Source organism: Streptomyces sp. NPDC039423 (genome assembly GCF_055598725.1).
In genome coordinates, this window is record NZ_JBVKAH010000005.1 from 391,736 (window position 1) to 412,402 (window position 20,667).

Annotated in this window: 20 protein-coding genes and 1 pseudogene; 17 read left to right on the plus strand and 4 right to left on the minus strand. The window is 73.4% G+C overall.

Annotated features, from left to right (window positions below):
- Positions 1-245 precede the first annotated feature (245 nt).
- On the plus strand, positions 246-1,244 hold the full coding sequence (locus tag ACZ7LK_RS19125) for a helix-turn-helix domain-containing protein (protein ID WP_471142241.1): 999 nt from the start codon (positions 246-248) through the stop codon (positions 1,242-1,244).
- A 121-nt stretch (positions 1,245-1,365) separates the two neighbouring features.
- Complete coding sequence (locus ACZ7LK_RS19130) at positions 1,366-1,848, plus strand: DUF456 domain-containing protein (protein WP_392274221.1); 483 nt, start codon at positions 1,366-1,368, stop codon at positions 1,846-1,848.
- A gap of 14 nt (positions 1,849-1,862) precedes the next feature.
- On the opposite strand, the pseudogene ACZ7LK_RS19135 reads toward ACZ7LK_RS19130, so the two are convergent.
- Both ACZ7LK_RS19135 and rsgA read right to left on the minus strand, forming a co-directional pair.
- Positions 1,863-3,179, minus strand: a pseudogene (locus tag ACZ7LK_RS19135) (DNA-3-methyladenine glycosylase 2 family protein); the annotation flags it as partial.
- A 149-nt stretch (positions 3,180-3,328) separates the two neighbouring features.
- On the minus strand, positions 3,329-4,432 hold the full coding sequence (gene rsgA / locus ACZ7LK_RS19140; RefSeq protein ID WP_392274222.1) for a ribosome small subunit-dependent GTPase A: 1,104 nt from the start codon (positions 4,430-4,432) through the stop codon (positions 3,329-3,331).
- A gap of 407 nt (positions 4,433-4,839) precedes the next feature.
- Between rsgA and ACZ7LK_RS19145 the strand changes: the two genes are divergently transcribed.
- On the plus strand, positions 4,840-5,253 hold the full coding sequence (locus tag ACZ7LK_RS19145; RefSeq protein WP_392274223.1) for a VOC family protein: 414 nt from the start codon (positions 4,840-4,842) through the stop codon (positions 5,251-5,253).
- Here the strand turns inward: ACZ7LK_RS19145 and ACZ7LK_RS19150 are convergent.
- The gene (locus ACZ7LK_RS19150) at positions 5,178-5,930 is read right to left on the minus strand and encodes a helix-turn-helix domain-containing protein (RefSeq protein WP_471142244.1); all 753 of its coding nucleotides are present in this window, start codon (positions 5,928-5,930) and stop codon (positions 5,178-5,180) included. The genes ACZ7LK_RS19145 and ACZ7LK_RS19150 overlap by 76 nt on opposite strands.
- Position 5,931: 1 nt before the next feature.
- A complete protein-coding gene (locus ACZ7LK_RS19155; RefSeq protein ID WP_392274224.1) occupies positions 5,932-7,170 on the minus strand; it encodes a YihY/virulence factor BrkB family protein in 1,239 nt (412 codons plus the stop codon).
- A gap of 17 nt (positions 7,171-7,187) precedes the next feature.
- On the opposite strand from ACZ7LK_RS19155, the gene ACZ7LK_RS19160 reads away from it, so the two are divergent.
- The 14 genes from ACZ7LK_RS19160 (at position 7,188) to ACZ7LK_RS19225 (ending at position 20,649) form a co-directional block, all read left to right on the plus strand.
- Positions 7,188-8,828: an acyl-CoA dehydrogenase family protein gene (locus ACZ7LK_RS19160; RefSeq protein ID WP_392274225.1), complete on the plus strand. Its 1,641-nt coding sequence runs from the start codon at positions 7,188-7,190 to the stop codon at positions 8,826-8,828.
- 380 nt (positions 8,829-9,208) lie between these two features.
- Positions 9,209-10,489 (plus strand): GAF domain-containing protein, encoded by a 1,281-nt coding sequence (locus ACZ7LK_RS19165; protein WP_471142246.1) that lies wholly within the window; start codon positions 9,209-9,211, stop codon positions 10,487-10,489.
- A gap of 38 nt (positions 10,490-10,527) precedes the next feature.
- On the plus strand, positions 10,528-11,097 hold the full coding sequence (locus tag ACZ7LK_RS19170; protein WP_471142041.1) for a GNAT family N-acetyltransferase: 570 nt from the start codon (positions 10,528-10,530) through the stop codon (positions 11,095-11,097).
- 122 nt (positions 11,098-11,219) lie between these two features.
- Complete coding sequence (locus ACZ7LK_RS19175) at positions 11,220-11,303, plus strand: putative leader peptide (RefSeq protein WP_312846103.1); 84 nt, start codon at positions 11,220-11,222, stop codon at positions 11,301-11,303.
- Between the two features lie 126 nt (positions 11,304-11,429).
- On the plus strand, positions 11,430-13,127 hold the full coding sequence (locus tag ACZ7LK_RS19180; protein WP_392274227.1) for a nitrite/sulfite reductase: 1,698 nt from the start codon (positions 11,430-11,432) through the stop codon (positions 13,125-13,127).
- The gene (locus tag ACZ7LK_RS19185; RefSeq protein WP_079136917.1) at positions 13,124-13,303 is read left to right on the plus strand and encodes a hypothetical protein; all 180 of its coding nucleotides are present in this window, start codon (positions 13,124-13,126) and stop codon (positions 13,301-13,303) included. The genes ACZ7LK_RS19180 and ACZ7LK_RS19185 overlap by 4 nt, the downstream gene beginning before the upstream one ends.
- Positions 13,300-14,001, plus strand: a complete 702-nt coding sequence (locus tag ACZ7LK_RS19190) for a phosphoadenylyl-sulfate reductase (protein WP_469465077.1) — start codon at positions 13,300-13,302, stop codon at positions 13,999-14,001. The genes ACZ7LK_RS19185 and ACZ7LK_RS19190 overlap by 4 nt, the downstream gene beginning before the upstream one ends.
- Positions 14,001-14,558: an adenylyl-sulfate kinase gene (gene cysC, locus ACZ7LK_RS19195; RefSeq protein ID WP_392274229.1), complete on the plus strand. Its 558-nt coding sequence runs from the start codon at positions 14,001-14,003 to the stop codon at positions 14,556-14,558. Before ACZ7LK_RS19190 ends, cysC begins: the two co-directional genes overlap by 1 nt.
- On the plus strand, positions 14,555-15,490 hold the full coding sequence (gene cysD / locus ACZ7LK_RS19200) for a sulfate adenylyltransferase subunit CysD (protein WP_392274230.1): 936 nt from the start codon (positions 14,555-14,557) through the stop codon (positions 15,488-15,490). Before cysC ends, cysD begins: the two co-directional genes overlap by 4 nt.
- A 2-nt stretch (positions 15,491-15,492) precedes the next feature.
- Entirely contained in the window at positions 15,493-16,836 is a 1,344-nt protein-coding gene (locus ACZ7LK_RS19205; RefSeq protein WP_392274231.1) for a sulfate adenylyltransferase subunit 1, read from the plus strand.
- A 200-nt stretch (positions 16,837-17,036) separates the two neighbouring features.
- The gene (locus ACZ7LK_RS19210; RefSeq protein WP_471142048.1) at positions 17,037-18,143 is read left to right on the plus strand and encodes an aliphatic sulfonate ABC transporter substrate-binding protein; all 1,107 of its coding nucleotides are present in this window, start codon (positions 17,037-17,039) and stop codon (positions 18,141-18,143) included.
- Between the two features lie 47 nt (positions 18,144-18,190).
- On the plus strand, positions 18,191-18,979 hold the full coding sequence (locus tag ACZ7LK_RS19215) for an ABC transporter ATP-binding protein (protein WP_392274233.1): 789 nt from the start codon (positions 18,191-18,193) through the stop codon (positions 18,977-18,979).
- The gene (locus ACZ7LK_RS19220; protein WP_392274234.1) at positions 18,966-19,859 is read left to right on the plus strand and encodes an ABC transporter permease; all 894 of its coding nucleotides are present in this window, start codon (positions 18,966-18,968) and stop codon (positions 19,857-19,859) included. The genes ACZ7LK_RS19215 and ACZ7LK_RS19220 overlap by 14 nt, the downstream gene beginning before the upstream one ends.
- A gap of 10 nt (positions 19,860-19,869) precedes the next feature.
- Complete coding sequence (locus tag ACZ7LK_RS19225) at positions 19,870-20,649, plus strand: sirohydrochlorin chelatase (protein WP_392274235.1); 780 nt, start codon at positions 19,870-19,872, stop codon at positions 20,647-20,649.
- The last annotated feature ends 18 nt before the right edge of the window (positions 20,650-20,667 follow it).

Consider the following 20,667-nt stretch of genomic DNA (forward strand, 5'->3'; position numbering starts at 1 on the left):
CGGTCATCGGGAAAAGTGGTCCGCCGGGCGACCCCACCCCCCACGGGAAGGACGCCCGGCGGACCCGCGTGATCGACGCGCGGGATACGCGCGGACCACGGTCTGGGGTGGGGGCAGGTGTCGAGCGTAAATCGCTTTCGTCGAATCGTGAACGGTATGTCCACCTGGTGAGAGCGGCCGGTCCGTATCCCAGGTGGGAGCGGTCGGGGATGATGGGCGCGGCGGGCGACGAGGGGGTACCAGGGGTGCTGGCGGCGATAGGGCTGGACGAGCGGCAGGAGGCGGTGTACCGGGCGCTGGTGGCGCGGGGCGCGGCCGAGGCGGCGGACCTGGGGCACCGGCTGGGCCTGGCGGAGCCGGAGACTGAGCGGGCGCTGCGGCGGCTGGAGGCGTACGGACTGGCCGCCCGGTCGTCGGCGGGCACCGGGCGGTGGGTGGCGGCGCCGCCGGCGGTGGCGCTCGGGGCGCTGCTGACGCGGCAGCGGCAGGAGCTGGAGCGGGCCGAGCGGGCGGCGGAGCGGCTCGCGGAGGAGTACCGCGCGGAGGCGGCGGAGCCCGCGGGCGCGGACCTGGTGGAGGTGGTGACCGGGGCGAGCGCGGTACGGCACCGGCTGGAGCAGCTACGGACGGGCGCGGGCGGCGGGGTGTGTGCGCTGGTCACGGCCGGCCCGGGGGCGGCCCGGGAGGTGTCGGAGCTGGTCACGGGCGGTCCGGTTGCGGGGCACGGGCCCGGGTCGGGGTGTCGGGTGGTGGTGGAACGGGAGGTGCTGGCGCTGCCGGACGCGGTGGCCGGGCTGTCGGCACTGCCCGGCCCCGGCGTGCTGGTGCGGGTGGCCGACCGGGTGCCGGCGCGGCTGGTGGTCGCCGGCCGGTCGTCCGCGCTGGTTCCGCTGACGGGCCGGGGCCGGGAGCCGGGCCCGGAGCCGGTGGCGCTGGTGGTGCGGCCGAGCGGGCTGCTGGACTCGCTGGCCGCGCTGTTCGAGTCCGTGTGGCGTGACGCGCTGCCCCTGCGCCTGGGCGGCGGGGCCGGGGAGCCGGAGCCGGCGGGCCCGGACGCGACGGACCTGGAGATCCTGTCGCTGCTGCTGGCGGGCCTGACGGACGCGAGCGTCGCCAAGCAGCTTGACCTGGGGCACCGGACGGTGCAGCGCCGGGTGCGGGGCCTGATGGAACGCGCGGGCGTCACGACCCGGCTCCAGCTCGGCTGGCACGCCCATGAGCGGGGCTGGGTGACGCGCTCCTGAGTCGCTCCCGCCCCGGCCGCCGGCTCCCGGCCCGGGCCCCGCGGGCCCCCGTACCGCCGGGCTTCCCTGGCGCCGGGTCCCCTGACCTGCGGGGGCGGCGCGGGTCCGGCAGGCTGATCACATGGGTGCGTGGCAGCTCCTCCTGGCCGGGCTGGTGATGCTGCTCGGGCTGTTCGGCGTGCTCGTACCCGGCGTACCGGGCGCCTGGCTGGTGTGGGCGTCGGTGATGTGGTGGTCGCTGCACGTGCGGACCGGTGCCGCGTGGTGGCTGCTGGTGGCCTCCACCGCGCTGCTGCTGGTGACCCAGGTCGTCGTCTGGCAGCTCCCGGCCCGGCGGCTGCGGGGGGTGGGTGTGACCCGGCGGATGGTGGCGTACGCGGGTGTCGGCGCGCTGCTCGGGTTCATCCTGGTGCCGGTCGTGGGGGCGGTGCCGGGGTACGTCGGCGGGATCTACCTGTCCGAGCGGCTCCGGCTGGGCGGACACGGGCAGGCCATGACGTCCACCCGGACCGTCATGCGGGCGATCGGCACGAGCGTGCTGGTGGAGCTGTTCGGGTGCCTGCTGATCGTCGGCGCGTGGGTGGGGGCCGTGCTGGCCGGGTGACCGTGCGGTCAGGCGAGAAGGCGGGTGGCGTACGAGCGCCAGGGCCGCCACTCCTCCCGGTCCGCCTCGGCGCCGGGTGCCACGTCCGGGTCGCCGAGCGCCCGCATCCGGATGAGCGCGGCGGTCCGGGCGCCCACCCCCGGCACGGCGCGCAGCGCCCGCTCGGACTCGCCCCGGTCGGCGCCCGGGTCGAGCCGTACCCGGCCGGTCGCGAGGGCCTCGGCGAGCGGGCCGGCGACCGGGTGGTCCACCAGCTCCGCGGGCTCGGGGAACAGATGGGTGAGCCCGCCGCAGGGGGCGTCCAGCGGCGTGCCGTACTCCTCGACCAGCCGCGCCGCCTCCGCCGGACCCACCAGCGCCCTGACCGCGCATTCCTCGGGCTCGGCGGCGCCGGGCGAGCGCACCCCGGGCCGGGCGGCCACCAGCGGCCCGAGCACCGGGTCGGCGCCGAACCGTTCGGCCACCGCGTACGGGTCGGCGTCCAGGTCGAACAGGCGGCGCAGCCGCTGGACGGCCGTGCCGAGGTCCCGCAGGTCGGCCAGGTGGAGGCGGGCCTCCAGCCACCGGCCGGCGGACCGTTCGTCGACGGCGACGATCCCGGGGCCGTAGGGCAGCCGCAGCGTGCGGCGGTAGGTCCGGGCGCCGGACGCCCCGGTGACCTCCTCGATCCCGGCGACGGCCTCGCCCGCGAGGTGGTCGAAGACCTCGCGCCCCGCGTAGGGCCCCCGGTGGGCGAGCCGCAGCGGGATGCCCCCGGTGCCCGCGCCCGCGGGTCCCCGGGCCTCGGCGCGGAGGTCGCTGGGCGTGCGGGCGTAGACGTCCCGGACGGTGTCGTTGAACTGGCGTACGCTCGCGAACCCGGCCGCGAACGCGATCTCCGTCACGGGCAGCCGGGTGGTCTGCAACAGCACCCGGGCGGTGTGGGCGCGCCGGGCGCGGGCCAGGGCGACGGGCCCGGCGCCGAGTTCGGCGTTGAGCTGCCGCCGCACCTGCCGGGCGCTGTAGCCGAGCCGCCCCGCGAGCCCGGGGACGCCCTCGCGGTCCACCACCCCGTCGCCGATCATGCGCATGGCCCGGCCCACGACGTCGGCGCGCACGTTCCAGGCGGCGGAGCCGGGCACGGCGTCGGGCCGGCACCGCCGGCATGCCCGGAACCCGTGCCGCTGCGCGGCGGCCGCGGTCGGGAAGAACCTGACGTTGCGCCGCTTGGGCGTGACGGCCGGGCAACTGGGCCGGCAGTAGATGCCGGTGGTCGCCACGGCGAAGAAGAACTCGCCGTCGAACCGCGCGTCACGGCTGCTGACCGCCTGGTACCTGGTGTCCTCGTCCATCACGGGTCCAGTGTCGGACGGGGCGGTGGGCGCCGCTGGCGGTTTTCGGACACCGTGTCCGCCCCACACCCGCCACCGCGTCCGTCCCCACGCCCGACACCGCCCCGCCCGGCCGGGGGCGCCCCCGTCGGGGCGCCCCGGGGCCGCCGTCAGCGTCCGTCGCGGCCGCGCTTGGCGTACAGCGCCGCCCGTCCCGCCGCCGACTTGCGCTTCCAGTCCTTGAGGATCTCGGTGCGCAGCCGGGCGTCGGTCTTGGCGACGATCCGCTGGTTCTCACGCAGCAGCTTGCGGTAGCTCTCCAGGCGCCGCTCGGGCAGCGAGCCGTCCTCGATGGCGGCGAGCACCGCGCAGCCGGGCTCCGCCTGGTGGGCGCAGTCGTGGAAGCGGCAGCCCCCGGCCAGGTCCTCGATCTCGGAGAAGACCTGGCCGACCCCCGCCTCGGCGTCCCACAGCCCGACGCCCCGCAGCCCGGGGGTGTCGATCAGGACGCCCCCGCCCGGCAGGGCGAGGAGGTTGCGGGTGGTGGTGGTGTGCCGGCCCTTGCCGTCGACGTCACGGATGGCCTGGACGGCCATGACGTCGTCGCCCAGCAGGGCGTTGGCGAGGGTCGACTTGCCGGCTCCGGAGATGCCGAGCAGCACGCTGGTGCCGCTGCCGACGACGGCGGCGAGCACGTCGACGCCCTCCCCCGTCGCGGCGCTGACGGGCAGCACCTGCACGCCCGGCGCGACCGTTTCGACGTCCTCCACGAGGTAGGACAGGCCGACCGGGTCGGGCACCAGGTCCGCCTTGGTGAGGACGACGAGCGGCTGGGCGCCCGATTCCCAGGCGAGGGCCAGGAACCGTTCGATCCGGCCGAGGTCCAGCTCGACGGAGAGCGGGACGGCGATGATCGCGTGGTCGACGTTCGCGGCGAGGATCTGGCCCTCGGACCGCTGGGAGGAGGTGGAGCGCACGAACGCGGTGCGGCGCGGCAAGTACGTCCGTACGTAACGGGGGTGGCCGTCGGCCTCGACGGCGGCCCAGTCACCGGTGCAGATGACGCGCAGGGGGTCGTGCGGGGTCACGAAGGCGGTGTCGGCGCGGACGAGGCCGTCCGCGGTGACGATGTCGCACTGGCCGCGGTCGACCCGTACGACCCGCCCGGGGATCAGCCCCTGGTCGGCGTAGCGGATGAACTCGGCCTCCCAGCCGGCGTCCCAGCCGTACGGGGAGAGGGCGTGCGAGGAGGAGGAAGCGGAAGCGAGGGACAAGGGGGGAACCCTTCGAAGGGTGGCCCCGGGCGGCGCCCGCTGCGGGCGATGTGTCAGCCGGTGACCACGGAGGTGGAGTGGGGATGGGTCGTGATGTGGGCAGCGCCCGTCGCAATGACAGCCATCGGTCACACCTCCAGGTCGTGTTGGGCCCGCGGTCCCGCGGAACGCCCTCACTTTATCCGGGCCGCCGAGGAACGCGCCAAGTGTTTTTCCGGCCCGTACGGACGGGGTCCGCGCGGGCCCGGCCGGGGTGCTGCGCCGGAGGACCGGACGTGCGGGACGTGCCCGGCGGACGCGGCGGACGCGGCGGTTCCCCCGGCGGGCCCGGTGCCGCGGCCCGGCGGGCCGTCGCCGTGTCCGATCCGTTCAAGACCCGGTCGCGCCTGCCCGCCTAGCGTCGGGGCATGACCCACGCACCCCGTCTCGACGCCATCGGCCTGGTCGTCTCCGACATGGCCGCCTCGCTCGCCTTCTACCGCCTCCTCGGTCTGGACGTTCCGGCCGGGGCCGATTCCGCCCCGCACGTCGAGGTGACCCTGCCCGGGGGCCTGCGCGTGCTGTGGGACACCGAGGAGGTGATCCGCTCCTTCGACCCGGAGTGGACCCGCCCGCGCGGCGGCGACCGGCTGGGGCTCGCGTTCCGCTGCGCGGACCCCGCCGGGGTCGACGCGACCTACGGCGCCTTGGTGGCGGCCGGTCACCGGGGGCACCTGGAGCCCTGGGACGCGGTGTGGGGCCAGCGCTACGCGGTGGTGCTGGACCCGGACGGCTGCGGGGTCTCGCTGTTCGCCGACGCCACGGGCGCGGAGGCGGAGTAGGCGCCGAGGGTGGTGCCGGCCAGGGCCCGCACCTCCCGGGCGAGGTGCGCCTGGTCGGCGCAGCCCGCTTCGGCGGCGGCCCGCGCGTACGGCACGCCCGACCGTACGAGCGCGAGGGCGCGCTGGAGGCGCAGCACCCGGGCGAGCGTCTTGGGCCCGTACCCGAAGGAGTGCAGGGACCGGCGGTGGAGCTGCCGGGGGCCGAGCCCGACGGCCTCGGCGGCCCGGGCGACCGGCCACCCGGCGTTCAGCCCGGCGACGACCGCCCGCAGCAGGGGGTCGGGGCGCGGGGCGTCGGCGGCGTGCCGCAGGGCCAGGTCCTCCAGGGCGGCGGCCGGGTCGGCGGCCTCCCCGATCCGTTCGGCCAGCCGCCGCACCCGGCCGCCCGGCCACAGGGCGGCGAGGTCCACGCGCCGGTCGCGCAGTTCGTGGGCGGGCACGCCGAGCAGCGTCGGGGCGTCCCCGGGCGCGAAGCGGACGCCGGCGTAGGCGGCGGTGGGGTCGTCGGGGACGTACGCCCGGGTGTCGGGCCCCGCGACGTACAGCCGTCCCCCGCTCCACAGCAGGTCCATGCAGCCGTCGGGCAGCACGGAGAAGGGGGCGGCCGGGCCGGCGGTCCGGGTCCAGACGACGGCGCCGTCGAGGCGTGCGGGCCGTTCCTCGTACACGCGTCCCAGGTTAGGGGTGATCGCCCCGGCCGTGCTCCCCGTCCTGGCGGGGGTGGGGCCCGCCGTTGCGGCCGGTGTCCCGGCCGCGTTCGCCGTCCCGGTCCTTGGCGCGCTCCCGCTCCCGCTCGCGCTCCTTCTCCCTGGCCGAGTGCAGACGGGACTTCACGTCGTCCGGCGGCAGGAACCTGGACCAGCGCTCGGGGAACTCCGACGGCATGTCGGGGTCGTCGTCGTCCAGGCCCTCGACGGCCGCCTTGGCCCGCGCGACGAGGGCGGCGGCCTCGGCGGTGCGGGCGCGCTCGTTCTCGGCGCGCGCGGCGGCGGTGGCGACCGACGGCCAGACGCGGTCGATGGCCGCGTTGACCGCCGCGCCGACCAGCACCGCGAAGGCGGAGATGCCGATCCACAGCAGGACGGCGATGGGCGCGGCGAGCGAGCCGTAGATCGTCGGCCCCTCGACGGTGCTGGTCAGGTAGATGCGCAGCAGGAAGCTGCCCAGTACCCACATGGCGAGGGCCACCAGGGCACCGGGGACGTCCTCGATCCACGGGGACCGCACGGGGACGGACACGTGGTAGAGGGTCGTCAGGAAGGCGATGGACAGCAGGATGACGACCGGCCAGTACAGGATGGAGACGACCTCGGTGCCCCAGGGGACGAGCTCCACCACCCGGTCGGGGCCGACGACCGCGAGCGGCAGGACGACGGCGCCGATGAGCAGGGCGACGATGTAGAGCAGGAAGGCCAGCAGCCGGGTGGCGACGATGCCGCGGTGGCCGTCCAGGCCGTACATCACGGTGATGGTGTCGATGAAGACGTTCACCGCCCGCGAGCCGGACCAGAGCGCGATGGCGAAGCCGATCGAGATGAGGTCGGGGCGGCCGCCGTGGGTGACGTCGGCCAGCAGCGGTTTCGCGATGTCGTTGACGCCCCGGTCGGACAGGACCGTGCCGACCGCGCCGAGGATGTTGCGCTCGATGGAGGCGACGGTGGTGGTGTTGGTCCAGTCGTCGATGTAGCCGAGCAGGCCGATGAGGCCGAGCATCAGCGGCGGCAGCGACAGCAGGGTGAAGAAGGCCGCCTCGGCGGCGAGACCGAGGATCCGGTACTCGATGCACGAGTTGACGGTGTCCTTCAGGAGCAGCCAGGCCATCCTCCGCTTCGACACGTTGCGGTAGAGGGCCCGGGCCCGGTGGAGTCTGCCCTGGGACCGAGGAGGCCCCGGGGGTGTTTCATTTGCTGCCTGCACCTCCTTACCGTATCCGCATGGCGACCACCACCCACACAGTGACCAACCAGCCTCCGCCCCTGGTCGGGTACGACGTCTTCACCGCCGATCATGCGCTGACCGAGGCTGTGGAACGTCACCTTCCGCTCGAACTCCTCGACGAGGCGTCTCAGGAGCTCTCCTCGCTCGGCACCACCGCCGGGTCCGCCCAGGCGCAGGAGTGGGGGTTTCTCGCCAACGAGAACCCGCCGAAGCTGCGCACCCATGACCGGTACGGCCACCGGATCGACCACGTCGACTTCCATCCGGCCTGGCACCGGCTGCTCGGGCACGCGGTGACGAACGGCCTCACCGACGCCTGGGGCCGGCCGGGCGGCCACGTCCGGCGCGCCGCCGGGTTCCTGGTGTGGACGCAGGCCGAGGCCGGGCACGGCTGCCCGCTGTCGATGACGCACGCCGCCGTGCCCGCGCTGCGCGCGGACCCGTCGCTCGCGGCCGTGTGGGAGCCCAAGCTGACCTCGCGCATCTACGAGGGCGAGGAGCTGCGCCCGGCCGCCGAGAAGACCGGTGTGCTCTTCGGGATGGGCATGACGGAGAAGCAGGGCGGCAGTGACGTACGGGCGAACACGACGACCGCGACGCCGCTGGACGCGGCGGGCGAGTACGTCCTGACCGGCCACAAGTGGTTCTGCTCGGCGCCGATGAGCGACGCCTTCCTGGTGCTCGCGCAGGCGCCGGACGGTCTGACGTGCTTCCTGGTGCCGCGCGTCCTGGAGGACGGCACCCGGAACGTGTTCCGGATCCAGCGGCTGAAGGACAAGCTGGGCAACCGGTCGAACGCGTCGAGCGAGGTGGAGTTCGACGGGACGTGGGCGCGCCGGGTGGGTGAGGAGGGGCGCGGGGTGCGCACCATCATCGAGATGGTGGCGGCGACCCGACTGGACTGCGTGGTCGGCTCGGCGGCGCTGATGCGGCAGGCGGTGGCGCAGGCGGCGCACCACGCGGCGCACCGCAGCGCGTTCGGCGGCGTCCTGATCGAGAAGCCGCTGATGCGCAACGTCCTGGCCGACCTGGCGCTGGAGTCGGAGGCGGCGACGACGCTGGCGATGCGGCTGGCCGCCGCCTACGACACGGACAGCGAGCAGGAGCGGGCGTTCCTGCGGCTGGCGGTGCCGGCGGCCAAGTACTGGGTGACGAAGCGGTGTACGCCGGTGACGGCGGAGGCGCTGGAGTGCCTGGGCGGCAACGGGTACGTGGAGGAGTCCGGGATGCCCCGGCTGCTGCGGGAGTCGCCACTGAACTCCATCTGGGAGGGTTCGGGCAACGTCCAGGCGCTGGACGTGCTGCGGGCGCTCCAGCGGGAGCCGATGGCGCTGAACGCGTTCCTGGAGGAGGTCGGCAAGGCGCGGGGCGCGGACCACCGGCTGGACGCGGCGATCAAGGACCTGCTGGCGGAGCTGGCCGACCTGGAGGGTGTCGAGGCCCGGGCGCGGCGGCTGGTGGAGCGGATGGCGCTGGTGCTCCAGGGTTCACTGCTGGTGCGGTGGGCGCCGTCGGCGGTGGCGGACGCGTTCTGCGCCTCGCGGCTGGGCGGCGACTGGGGAGCGGCCTTCGGCACGCTGCCCCACACCCTGGACCTGGCGTCGGTGGTGGAGCGGGCGCGGCCGGAGGCCCAGTGAGGTGAAGGGGCGCCGACGGTGTCGAAAGGGAGAACGCGCGGAGGCCCCGAGGAACGAGGGGTCGAGCACGATCGACCGTCGACACCGGCCGAGGCGCCCCGGAACCGAACCGGGCCCGGGAAAGGGGAGTGGGCGCGGGCCGTGTGTCCATACGGCCCGCGCCCGGAGAGCGGCTGGGTTGGTGCTGCGCCGACACGGCACCAGCCCGTCGCCGTACCACTGTCGTACGGGGGCGGGGTGGTGCGCGAGAGTTGCAAAGGGTTGCAGGGTCGTGGGCGTACGGGGTGGTCCGCCGGCGGGCAGGGGAGGACGGGGTGACACGTACCAGCCACCAGGTGGGGCGGCAGCGGGGAGGACCGGCGCGTCAGGCCACCGTGGACATGGCGCGGCTCGCGGCCATGGACACGCGCGAGGCGGCGTTGCTGCTCAGGGGGGTGCGGGAGGCGACGCTGAGGGGTGGCCGCGCGCCGCTGGCGCCGCGTGCGGACATCGGCGAGTCGTGGAAGCGGATGCTGCGCAAGGGGGTGGATCCGGACAGGGACCATCGTTCGGGGCTGCTTCCGCGGGGGGAGCTGGAGCGCCGTCGGGCGGCTTCGCCGCTGGCGGAGGTGTTGCCGGTGCTGCGGGAGGGCCTGGTGTCCCGTCCGGACGCGTCGGACGTGGTGGGGCACATCATGGTCGTGGCGGACGCGGAGGGCCGGGTGCTGTGGCGCGAGGGGAGCGCGGCGGTGCTGCGTATGGCGGACGGGCACGGTTTCGAGCCGGGTGCGGACTGGGCGGAGTCGACGGTCGGGACGAACGGGGTGGGTACGGCGCTGGTGACCCGCCGCCCGGTGCAGGTGCACTCGGCGGAGCATTTCGTGTCGACGCACCATGCGTGGACGTGTGCGGGTGCGCCGATCACCGATCCGCGGGACGGGACGCTGTTGGGCGCGGTCGATGTGAGCGGGCCGCTGGCGACGATGCACCCGGCGACGCTGATGCTGGTGAGTTCGGTGGCGCGGCTGGCGGAGGCGGAGCTGCGCAACCGGCACTTCGCGGATCTGGCGCGGTTGCGGGCCGTGGCGGCGCCGGTGCTGTGCCGGGTGGGGGGCCGCGCGCTGGCGGTGGACGGGCATGGCTGGCTGGCGGGGGTGACGGGGATGCCGCCGGTGGACCGGCTGGCGCTGCCGGCGTCGTTCCGGGCGGGACGGGTGTGGTTGCCGTCGCTGGGGTTGTGCGAGGTGGAGCCGTTGCCGGGCGGGTGGCTGCTGCGGCTGGTGGACGACGGGGTGGGGGCGGCGGCGCCGAGCCGGGTGGTGCTGGACGTGAGCCGGCCGCGCCGCTGGTCGCTGGAGGTGTCGGGGGCGGCGGGGAGCTGGACGCAGGAGCTGAGTCCGCGCCATACGGAGTTGTTGTACGTGCTGGCCCTGCACCGGGAGGGGCGTACGGCGGCGGAGCTGGCGTACGACGTGTTCGGTGACGCCACGCGGACGGTGACGGTCCGGGCGGAGATGTCGCGGGTGCGCCGGACGCTGGCGGGGGTGCTGGAGCACCGCCCGTACCGCTTCCGTGAGGAGGTGGAGGTGGAGGTGGTCCGCCCGGAGGACCCGGCGGACCTGCTCCCCCATTCGACCGCTCCGGCGGTGCGGGCCGGCGGGGGCGGGGGGACGGCGGGGTAGCCGGTCGCCGGCAACCGGGCTCGTGGTTCGCTTGGCGTATGAGCATCACCGTGACCACCTGGTCCCTCGAGCAGACCTCACCCGACGACCTGCGGCCCGCGGCCGCGCCCTCCGGTGACGTGCGGATCGTCCGCGCGGAGGTGCCGTCGCCGGAGTTCAGCCGCTTCCTCTATACGGCGGTGGGCGGTGACATCCGCTGGACGGACCGGCTGGGGCTGACGTACGCCCAGTGGCGGGAGATCGTCGAGCGGCCGGGGGCGGAGACGTGGGTGGCGTACGACCGGGGGACGCCGGCGGGGTACGTGGAGCTGGACCCGCAGGAGGACGGGGTCGTGGAGATCGTCTATTTCGGGCTGGTGCCGGCGTTCCGGGGGCGGGGCATCGGGGGGCACCTGCTGGCGTACGGCACGGCGCGCGCCTGGGACCTGGCCGACCGCTGGCCGGGGCGGGCCCCGACGAAGCGGGTGTGGCTGCACACCTGCTCGCTGGACGGGGAGCACGCGATGGGGAACTATCAGCGGCGCGGCTTCAGGCTCTTCGACACCACGGTGGCCGAGGAGCCGGAGACGGCGAACCCGGGGCCGTGGCCGGGCGCGGACGCGTACTGAGTTCCGGGGGCCACCGCCCCTCCTGACGTGACCCACACCACAGTGTCCACGATGCGGGACACCTATGTCCATATCGCGGACGAACCTGGACTGGGTCCAAAGTCCCATGGCACGCTTCCGTCATGTCTCGAGCTGGAATTGCCTTGGTGAGTCGGCGGCACGTCGACCTCGGCCGCATGTCCAGCGCCATCTGTCCGGTGAGCTGACCAGCCCAGCACCACCGCGATCCCCGAAACTTCTGAATCCCCAGCGCACCGCCGCGCCATCCCCTGCTCAGCGCGCGAGTGTGCAGGTCAGAGCCGCCCTCCTGCTGTCCCGAAGGACGTATCGTCATGGCCGCCACCCCGGAAAAGCCCGCCTCCGCCACCGCCCGTCGCAAGACCGGGCGGCACCGTGGCGAAGGCCAGTGGGCCGTGGGCCACTTCACGCCCCTCAATGGCAACGAGCAGTTCAAGAAGGACGACGACGGTCTCAACGTACGGACACGTATTGAGACGATCTACTCCAAGGCCGGCTTCGACTCGATCGACCCCAACGACCTGCGCGGCCGGATGCGCTGGTGGGGGCTCTACACCCAGCGCAAGCCCGGGATCGACGGCGGCAAGACGGCGATCCTGGAGCCGGAGGAGCTGGACGACGAGTACTTCATGCTGCGGGTCCGCATCGACGGTGGCCGGCTGACCACCGAGCAGCTGCGGGTCATCGGGGAGATCTCGCAGGAGTTCGCGCGCGGCACCGCGGACATCACGGACCGGCAGAACGTCCAGTACCACTGGATCCGGATCGAGGACGTGCCCGAGATCTGGAACCGGCTGGAAGCCGTGGGGCTGTCCACGACCGAGGCGTGCGGCGACACCCCGCGCGTCATCCTCGGCTCCCCCGTCGCCGGGATCGCCGAGGACGAGATCATCGACGGCACCCCCGCCATCGACGAGATCCAGCGCAGGATCATCGGCAACAAGGACTTCTCCAACCTGCCCCGCAAGTTCAAGTCGGCGATCTCCGGCTCCCCGCTGCTCGACGTGGCGCACGAGATCAACGACATCGCGTTCGTCGGGGTGGAGCACCCCGAGCACGGCCCCGGCTTCGACCTGTGGGTCGGCGGCGGGCTGTCCACCAACCCCAAGCTCGGTGTGCGGCTGGGCGCGTGGGTCCCGCTGGACGAGGTCCCGGAGGTGTACGAGGGCGTCATCTCCATCTTCCGCGACTACGGCTACCGCCGGCTGCGCAACCGCGCCCGTCTGAAGTTCCTGGTCGCGGACTGGGGCCCGGAGAAGTTCCGTACGGTGCTGGAGGACGAGTACCTGAAGCGCCCGCTCCTGGACGGCCCGGCCCCCGCGCAGCCCGTCCAGCAGTGGCGCGACCACGTGGGCGTGCACCGGCAGAAGGACGGCCGGTACTACATCGGCTTCGCCCCGCGTGTCGGCCGGGTCGACGGCGCCACGCTCACCAAGATCGCCGAGGTGGCGGAGGCGCACGGCTCCGGCCGGCTGCGCACCACCGCCGAGCAGAAGATGCTCGTCCTGGACGTCGAGGAGGCGCAGGTCGAGTCGCTGGTGGCGGGGCTGGAGTCGCTGGACCTCCAGGTCAAGCCGTCCCCGTTCCGGCGCGGCACCATGGCCTGCACCGGTATCGAGTTCTGCAAGCTGGCCATCGTGGAGACCAAGGCGCGCGGCGCGTCGCTGATCGACGAACTGGAGCGCCGCATCCCCGACTTCGACGAGCCGATCACCATCAACATCAACGGCTGCCCCAACGCCTGCGCCCGCATCCAGGTGGCGGACATCGGTCTCAAGGGCCAGCTCATGCTCGACGACGAGGGCAACCAGGTGGAGGGCTACCAGGTCCACCTGGGCGGCGCGCTCGGCCTGGAGGCCGGCTTCGGCCGCAAGGTGCGCGGACTGAAGGTCACCGCCGCCGAACTGCCCGACTACGTCGAGCGGGTCCTCACGCGCTTCCAGGAGCAGCGCGAGGACGGCGAGCGCTTCGCCACCTGGACGGCCCGCGCCTCCGAGGAGGCGCTCTCATGAGTGAGCGTGCGGCACCGTTCCACTGCCCCTACTGCGGTGACGAGGACCTGCGCCCCGGTGAGCAGGGGCACGGAGCCTGGGAGTGCGGGGCGTGCAACCGGGCCTTCCAGCTCAAGTTCCTCGGGCTGCTGGCCCGGGGGCTCCGGCGCAACGACGGTGGAGGGGAAGCGATATGACCGCGGTCCAGAGCACGGAAGAACTGAAGGCGCTCGCCGAGCGGGCGGGCCGGGACCTCGAAGAGGCGTCGGCGCTGGAGATCCTGACGTGGGCCGCCGACACCTTCGGCCCGCGGTTCTGCGTCACCTCCTCCATGGAGGACGCGGTCGTCGCCCACCTCGCCTCGCGGGTCATGCCCGGCGTGGACGTCGTCTTCCTCGACACCGGCTACCACTTCCCCGAGACCATCGGCACCCGTGACGCGGTGGACGCGGTGATGGACGTCAACGTCATCACGCTCACCCCGCGGCAGACGGTGGCCGAGCAGGACGCCGAGTACGGGCCGAAGCTGCACGACCGCGACCCCGACCTGTGCTGCGCGCTGCGCAAGGTCAAGCCCCTGGAGGAGGGCCTGACCCGGTACGCCGCCTGGGCGACCGGGCTGCGCCGCGACGAGTCCCCGACCCGGGCGAACACCCCGGTGGTCGGCTGGGACGAGAAGCGCCGCAAGGTGAAGGTCTCGCCGATCGCCCGCTGGACGCAGGACGACGTCGACGCGTACGTCGCCGAGCACGGCGTGCTGACCAACCCGCTGCTGATGGACGGCTACGCCTCCGTCGGCTGCGCGCCCTGCACGCGCCGGGTGCTGGAGGGCGAGGACGCGCGGGCCGGACGCTGGGCGGGCCGGACGAAGACCGAGTGCGGGCTGCACGGCTGATGACGACTGTGGGAGAAGAGAACGTGACTGGGGCCACCATCTGGCTCACCGGGCTGCCGAGCGCCGGAAAGACCACCATCGCCTACGAGCTGGCGGACCGGCTGCGCGCCGGGGGCCGCCGGGTCGAGGTGCTCGACGGCGACGAGATCCGCGAGTTCCTGTCGGCGGGCCTCGGGTTCAGCCGCGAGGACCGGCACACCAACGTGCAGCGGATCGGCTTCGTCGCCGAGCTTCTGGCGTCCAACGGCGTGCACGTCCTGGTGCCGGTCATCGCCCCGTACGCGGACAGCCGTGAGGCCGTGCGCAAGCGCCACCAGCGGGAGGGCACCCCGTACGTCGAGGTGCACGTCGCCACTCCGGTGGAGGTGTGCTCCGTACGCGACGTGAAGGGGCTGTACGCCAAGCAGGCCGCGGGCGAGATCAGCGGCCTGACCGGTGTGGACGACCCGTACGAGGAGCCGGAGGACCCGGACCTGCGGATCGAGTCCCAGAACCAGACCGTGCAGGAGTCCGCCGCGGCGGTCCACGCCTTGCTCACCCAGAAGGGACTGGCATGACGACCACCGTCACCGACATCCACGACACCGACAGCCCGTTCGCGCTGTCGCACCTGGACTCCCTGGAGTCCGAGGCGGTGCACATCTTCCGTGAGGTGGCGGGCGAGTTCGAGCGGCCGGTGATCCTGTTCTCCGGCGGCAAGGACTCGATCGTCATGCTGCACCTGGCGCTGAAGGCCTTCGCGCCCGCCGCGGTCCCCTTCTCGCTGCTGCACGTCGACACCGGGCACAACTTCCCCGAGGTCATCGAGTACCGCGACCGTACGGTCGAGAAGTACGGTCTGCGGCTGCACGTCGCCTCCGTGCAGGACTACATCGACCGCGGGGTCCTCAAGGAGCGCCCGGACGGCACCCGCAACCCGTTGCAGACCGTGCCGCTGACCGAGGCCATCCAGGAGCACCGTTTCGACGCCGTGTTCGGCGGCGGGCGGCGCGACGAGGAGAAGGCCCGGGCCAAGGAGCGGGTGTTCTCGCTGCGGGACGAGTTCTCCCAGTGGGACCCGCGGCGGCAGCGGCCCGAGCTGTGGCAGCTTTACAACGGCCGGCACGCGCCCGGCGAGCACGTGCGGGTCTTCCCGCTGTCCAACTGGACCGAGCTCGACGTGTGGCAGTACATCGAGCGCGAGGGCATCGAGCTTCCGCAGATCTACTTCGCGCACGAGCGTGAGGTGTTCTCCCGCAACGGCATGTGGCTGACGGCCGGCGAGTGGGGCGGGCCGAAGGACACCGAGCCGGTGGAGAAGCGGCTGATCCGCTACCGCACGGTCGGTGACATGTCCTGCACCGGTGCCGTCGACTCCGACGCCACCACCCTGGAGGCCGTGATCGCCGAGATCGCCGCGTCCCGGCTCACCGAGCGGGGCGCCACCCGCGCCGACGACAAGCTGTCCGAGGCCGCGATGGAAGACCGCAAGCGCGAAGGGTATTTCTAGAGATGAGCACCACGAGCGAGCAGCTCGCCGACCTCTCGGCCACCACCCTGCTGCGTTTCGCGACCGCCGGTTCCGTCGACGACGGCAAGTCCACCCTGGTGGGCCGGCTCCTGCACGACTCCAAGTCGGTGCTGGCCGACCAGTTGGAGGCCGTCGAGGCCGCGTCCCTGAGCCGCGGCCAGGACGCCCCGGACCTGGCGCTGCTGACGGACGGTCTGCGGGCCGAGCGGGAGCAGGGCATCACCATCGACGTCGCCTACCGCTACTTCGCCACGCCGCGCCGCCGGTTCATCCTGGCCGACACGCCCGGCCATGTGCAGTACACCCGCAACATGGTGACCGGCGCCTCGACCGCGGAGCTGGCCGTGGTGCTGGTCGACGCCCGCAACGGGGTCGTCGAGCAGACCCGCCGGCACGCCGCGGTGGCCGCGCTGCTGCGCGTCCCGCACGTGGTGCTCGCCGTGAACAAGATGGACCTGGTGGACTACGCGGAGCCGGTGTTCGCGTCGATCGCCGAGGAGTTCACCACGTACGCCTCCGAGCTGGGCGTCCCGGAGATCACCGCGATCCCCATCTCGGCGCTGGCCGGCGACAACGTGGTGGAGCCGTCCGCGAACATGGACTGGTACGGCGGCCCGACGGTCCTGGAGCACCTGGAGACCGTCCCGGTCAGCCATGACCTGACCGCCTGCCACGCCCGCTTCCCGGTGCAGTACGTGATCCGTCCGCAGACCGCCGAGCACCCCGACTACCGGGGGTACGCCGGCCAGATCGCGGCCGGTGCCTTCCGGGTCGGCGAGCAGGTCACGGTGCTGCCGTCCGGGCGCACCAGCACCATCACGGCGATCGACGCGCTCGGGGAGAGCGTCGACATCGCGTGGGCCCCGCAGTCGGTGACGATCCGGCTCGCCGACGACATCGACATCTCGCGCGGCGACCTGATCGCCCCGGCCGGTGACGCCCCGGCGACCACGCAGGACGTCGTGGCGACCGTGTGCCACGTGGCGGACCAGCCGCTGGCCGTCGGGCAGCGGGTGCTGCTGAAGCACACCACCCGTACGGTCAAGGCGATCGTCAAGGACATCCCGTCCAGGCTGACGCTGGACGACCTGTCCCAGCACCCGGCGCCCGGGCGGCTGGTCGCCAACGACATCGGCCGGGTCGTGGTCCGCACCGCCGAGCCGCTGGCGCTGGACGCGTACGCCGACTCCCGCCGTACCGGCTCGTTCCTCCTGATCGACCCGGCCGACGGCACCACGCTCGCGGCCGGCATGGCGGGCGACGCGTTCGCCTCCGACGCCGGGCCCGCCGCCGCCGAGCAGGACGACGAGGGCTGGGACTTCTGACGATGACCGATGTCTACGCGACCTTCGCGAAGGAGGGCGGCCGGGTCGGCAGCGGCGCCCTCGGCGCGGGGACCGGGGGTGTGGCGCGATGTGCCGGCTGACGCCCGCGCACCCGGCGTGCGCCTCCACCCGGCGGTACCCGTTCCACGCGCACCACAGACGACGATTCCGAAGACCCTGAACCGAGGGGAAACACCTCCGTGCCTGCCTCCCGTACCACCTTGCGCCGCTCCCTCGCCGCCGCCGCGGCCCTGCCGCTGCTGATCGGCGCGCTGGCCTCCTGCGGCTACGGCTCCAAGGCCACGAACGACGAGAAGAAGGTGGCGGCCGAGGGCGAGAAGCTCTCCGCCGGCCAGGTGAGGCTGGGGTACTTCCCCAATCTCACCCACGCCACCGCCCTGGTGGGCGACCAGGAAGGCATCATCCAGAAGGAACTGGGCGGCACCGAGCTGAAGGTGTCGACCTTCAACGCCGGCCCGTCCGAGATCGAGGCGCTCAACGCCGACTCGATCGACATCGGCTTCATCGGCCCCTCCCCCGCCATCAACGGCTACGTCAAGTCCAAGGGGAAGAACCTGCGGATCGTCGGCGGCTCCGCCTCCGGTGGCGTGAAGCTGGTCGTGAACCCGGACAGGATCAAGACCCTGGACGACCTCAAGGGCAAGAGGATCGCCACCCCGCAGCACGGCAACACCCAGGACGTCGCGTTCCTCAACTGGATCAAGGAGCGCGGCTGGAAGGTCGACGCCCAGAGCGGCAAGGGTGACGTCTCGGTGGTCCGCACCGAGAACAAGGTCGCCCCGGACGCCTACAAGTCCGGTTCCATCGACGGGGCATGGGCCCCCGAGCCGACCGCGTCGAAGCTGGTCAGCGAGGGCGCCAAGGTGCTCCTGGACGAGTCGACCCTGTGGCCGGACAACAAGTTCGTGATCACGAACATCATCGTGTCGCAGAAGTTCCTGAAGGAGCACCCGGACGTCGTCGAGGCGGTGCTGCGCGGTTCGGTGAAGACCAACGCCTGGATCAACGCCAACCCGGAGAAGGCGAAGGACTCGGCCAACGCCAAGCTGAAGGCGCTGACCGGAAAGGCGCTGGGTGACAAGGTCATCGACCCGGCGTGGCCGTCGATCCGGTTCACCGACGACCCGCTGGCCGCGACGCTCCAGGCGCAGGCCGACCACGCCGTGGCCGCCGGCCTCCTGGAGGAGCCGGACCTGAAGGGCATCTACGACCTGGCGCCGCTCAACAAGGTCCTCAAGGCCGAGGGCAAGCCCGCGGTCGCCGACGCCGGTCTCGGCGTCAAGTAGCCCTCCCAGCAGCCCCGTTCCGTTCCCGTTCCCAGGAGGTGACGACCATGGCCACGACCTTCGCCAAGGCCGAGGACCGCGTCGCGGTGAGCCACGCGGCCCGGATCGAGCACGTCTCGAAGTCCTACCCCGGACCGACCGGACAGCAGCTCGTGCTCGACGACATCACGCTCGATGTCGCCCCCGGCGAGTTCGTCACCCTCCTGGGGGCCTCGGGGTGCGGCAAGTCCACGCTCCTCAATCTGGTCGCGGGGCTCGACCGGCCGACCGCGGGGTCCATCGAGACCCCCGGCGGCCGGCCGTCCCTGATGTTCCAGGAGCACGCCCTGTTCCCGTGGCTGACGGCGGGCAAGAACATCGAGCTGGCGCTGCGGCTGCGCGGCGTGCCCAAGACCGAGCGGCGCGGCGAGGCGGAGCGGCTGCTGGAGCTGGTCCGGCTCGGCGGCGCGTACGGCAAGCGGGTGCACGAGCTGTCCGGCGGCATGCGCCAGCGGGTGGCCCTGGCGCGGGCGCTGGCCCAGGACAGCGACCTGCTGCTGATGGACGAGCCGTTCGCGGCGCTGGACGCGATCACCCGTGACGTGCTGCACGACGAGCTGACGCGCATCTGGCGCGAGACGCGGCTGTCGGTGCTGTTCGTCACCCACAACGTGCGTGAGGCCGTGCGGCTGGCCGAGCGCGTGGTCCTGCTGTCCTCGCGGCCGGGGCGGATCGCCCGCGAGTGGCGCATCGACATCCCTCAGCCGCGCCGCATCGAGGACGCCGCGGTGGCGGAGCTGTCCCTCGAGATCACCGAAGAACTGCGTGGGGAGATCCGCCGTCATGGCCAGCACTGATACCGCGACCGGAGTCACCAAGACGGACGACCTGGCCGGTCTGGAGGCGGGTCTCGACGCGCTCGACGCGGTGCAGGTGCGCCGCACCCCGGTGCGCGAGGTCCTGGTCCGGAAGGTCCTGCCGCCGCTGGTCGCCGTCGCCCTGGTGCTGGCGGTGTGGCAGGTGCTGGTCTGGGCGAAGGTCACCGACGAGTACAAGCTCCCGCCGCCGGCCGCCGTGTGGGACAGCCTGTCCACCATGTGGCTGGAGGGCACGCTGCTGGACGTGCTGTGGACCAGTGTGTCCCGCGCGCTGCTCGGGTTCGTGATGGCGCTGGCCATCGGCACGCCGCTGGGTCTGCTGGTGGCCCGGGTGAAGTTCGTGCGGGCGGCGATCGGCCCGATCCTCTCCGGTCTCCAGTCGCTGCCGTCGGTGGCCTGGGTGGCGCCCGCCGTGCTGTGGCTGGGTCTCAACGACTCGATGATGTACGCGGTGATCCTGCTGGGCGCCGTGCCCTCGATCGCCAACGGGCTGGTGGCCGGCGTGGACCAGGTGCCGCCGCTGTTCCTCCGGGCCGGCCGTACGCTGGGCGCGACCGGGCTGCGGGGGGCCTGGCACGTCGTGATGCCGGCCGCGCTGCCGGGGTACCTGGCGGGCCTGAAGCAGGGGTGGGCCTTCTCGTGGCGCTCCCTGATGGCCGCCGAGATCATCGCCTCGTCGCCCGACCTGGGCCTGGGGCTCGGCCAGTTGCTGGAGAACGGCCGCAACAACATCGACATGCCCGGCATCTTCCTGGCGATCCTGCTGATCCTGATCGTCGGTATCGCCGTCGACCTGCTGGTCTTCAGCCCCCTGGAGCGGGCGGTGCTGCGCCGCCGCGGTCTCCTCGTCAAGAGCTGAGCGTCCCGTCATGAACCGTTCCGCCCTCCCGTCGCCCCCCACCGCCCTGGTGAGGAAGCGCGTGGCGCCCGTCCTGCTCGTCGTCGCCCACGGCAGCCGCGACCCGCGGCACGCCGCGACCGTGCACGCCCTGGTGCGGCGCGCGGGCTGCTTGCGGCCCGGCGTCCGGGTGGAGACGGCGTTCCTGGACTTCACCGTCCCCTCGGTGACGGGCGTCCTGGAGCGGCTGGCGGCGGAGGGCGTGCGTGACGTGGTGGCCCTGCCGCTGCTGCTGACCCGTGCCTTCCACGCCAAGGCGGACATCCCGGCCGTCCTGCGGGAGGCACCTCCGTCGCTGCGGATCCGGCAGGCGCCGGTCCTCGGCCCCTCGCCGCTGCTGATCGCGGCGCTGGAGCGGCGGCTGTACGAGGCGGGTCTGACGCCCGCCGACAAGGGCTCGACCGGGGTCGTCCTGGCCTCGGCGGGCTCCACCGACCCGGAGGCGATCGCAGTGATCGCTGAAATGGCGCGGGAGCTGCGGCACACCGGTTGGTGCGCCGTGCGGCCTGCGTTCGCCTCCGCATCCCTTCCCCGCACCGAGGACGCGGTGCGCGCCCTCCGGGAGGGCGGGGCGCGCCGGGTGGCGGTCGCGCCGTACGTGATCGCTCCCGGCCGGCTGCCGGACCGCATCGCGGCCGGTGCCGCCGGCGCGGACGTCCTCGCGGACGTGCTGGGCCCGTCGCCGGAGCTGGCGCGGCTGTTGCTGGAGCGGTACGACGAGGCGGGTGTCGCCCTGTCGGCGGCGGCCTGAGGCGTCCGCCCCGCGCCC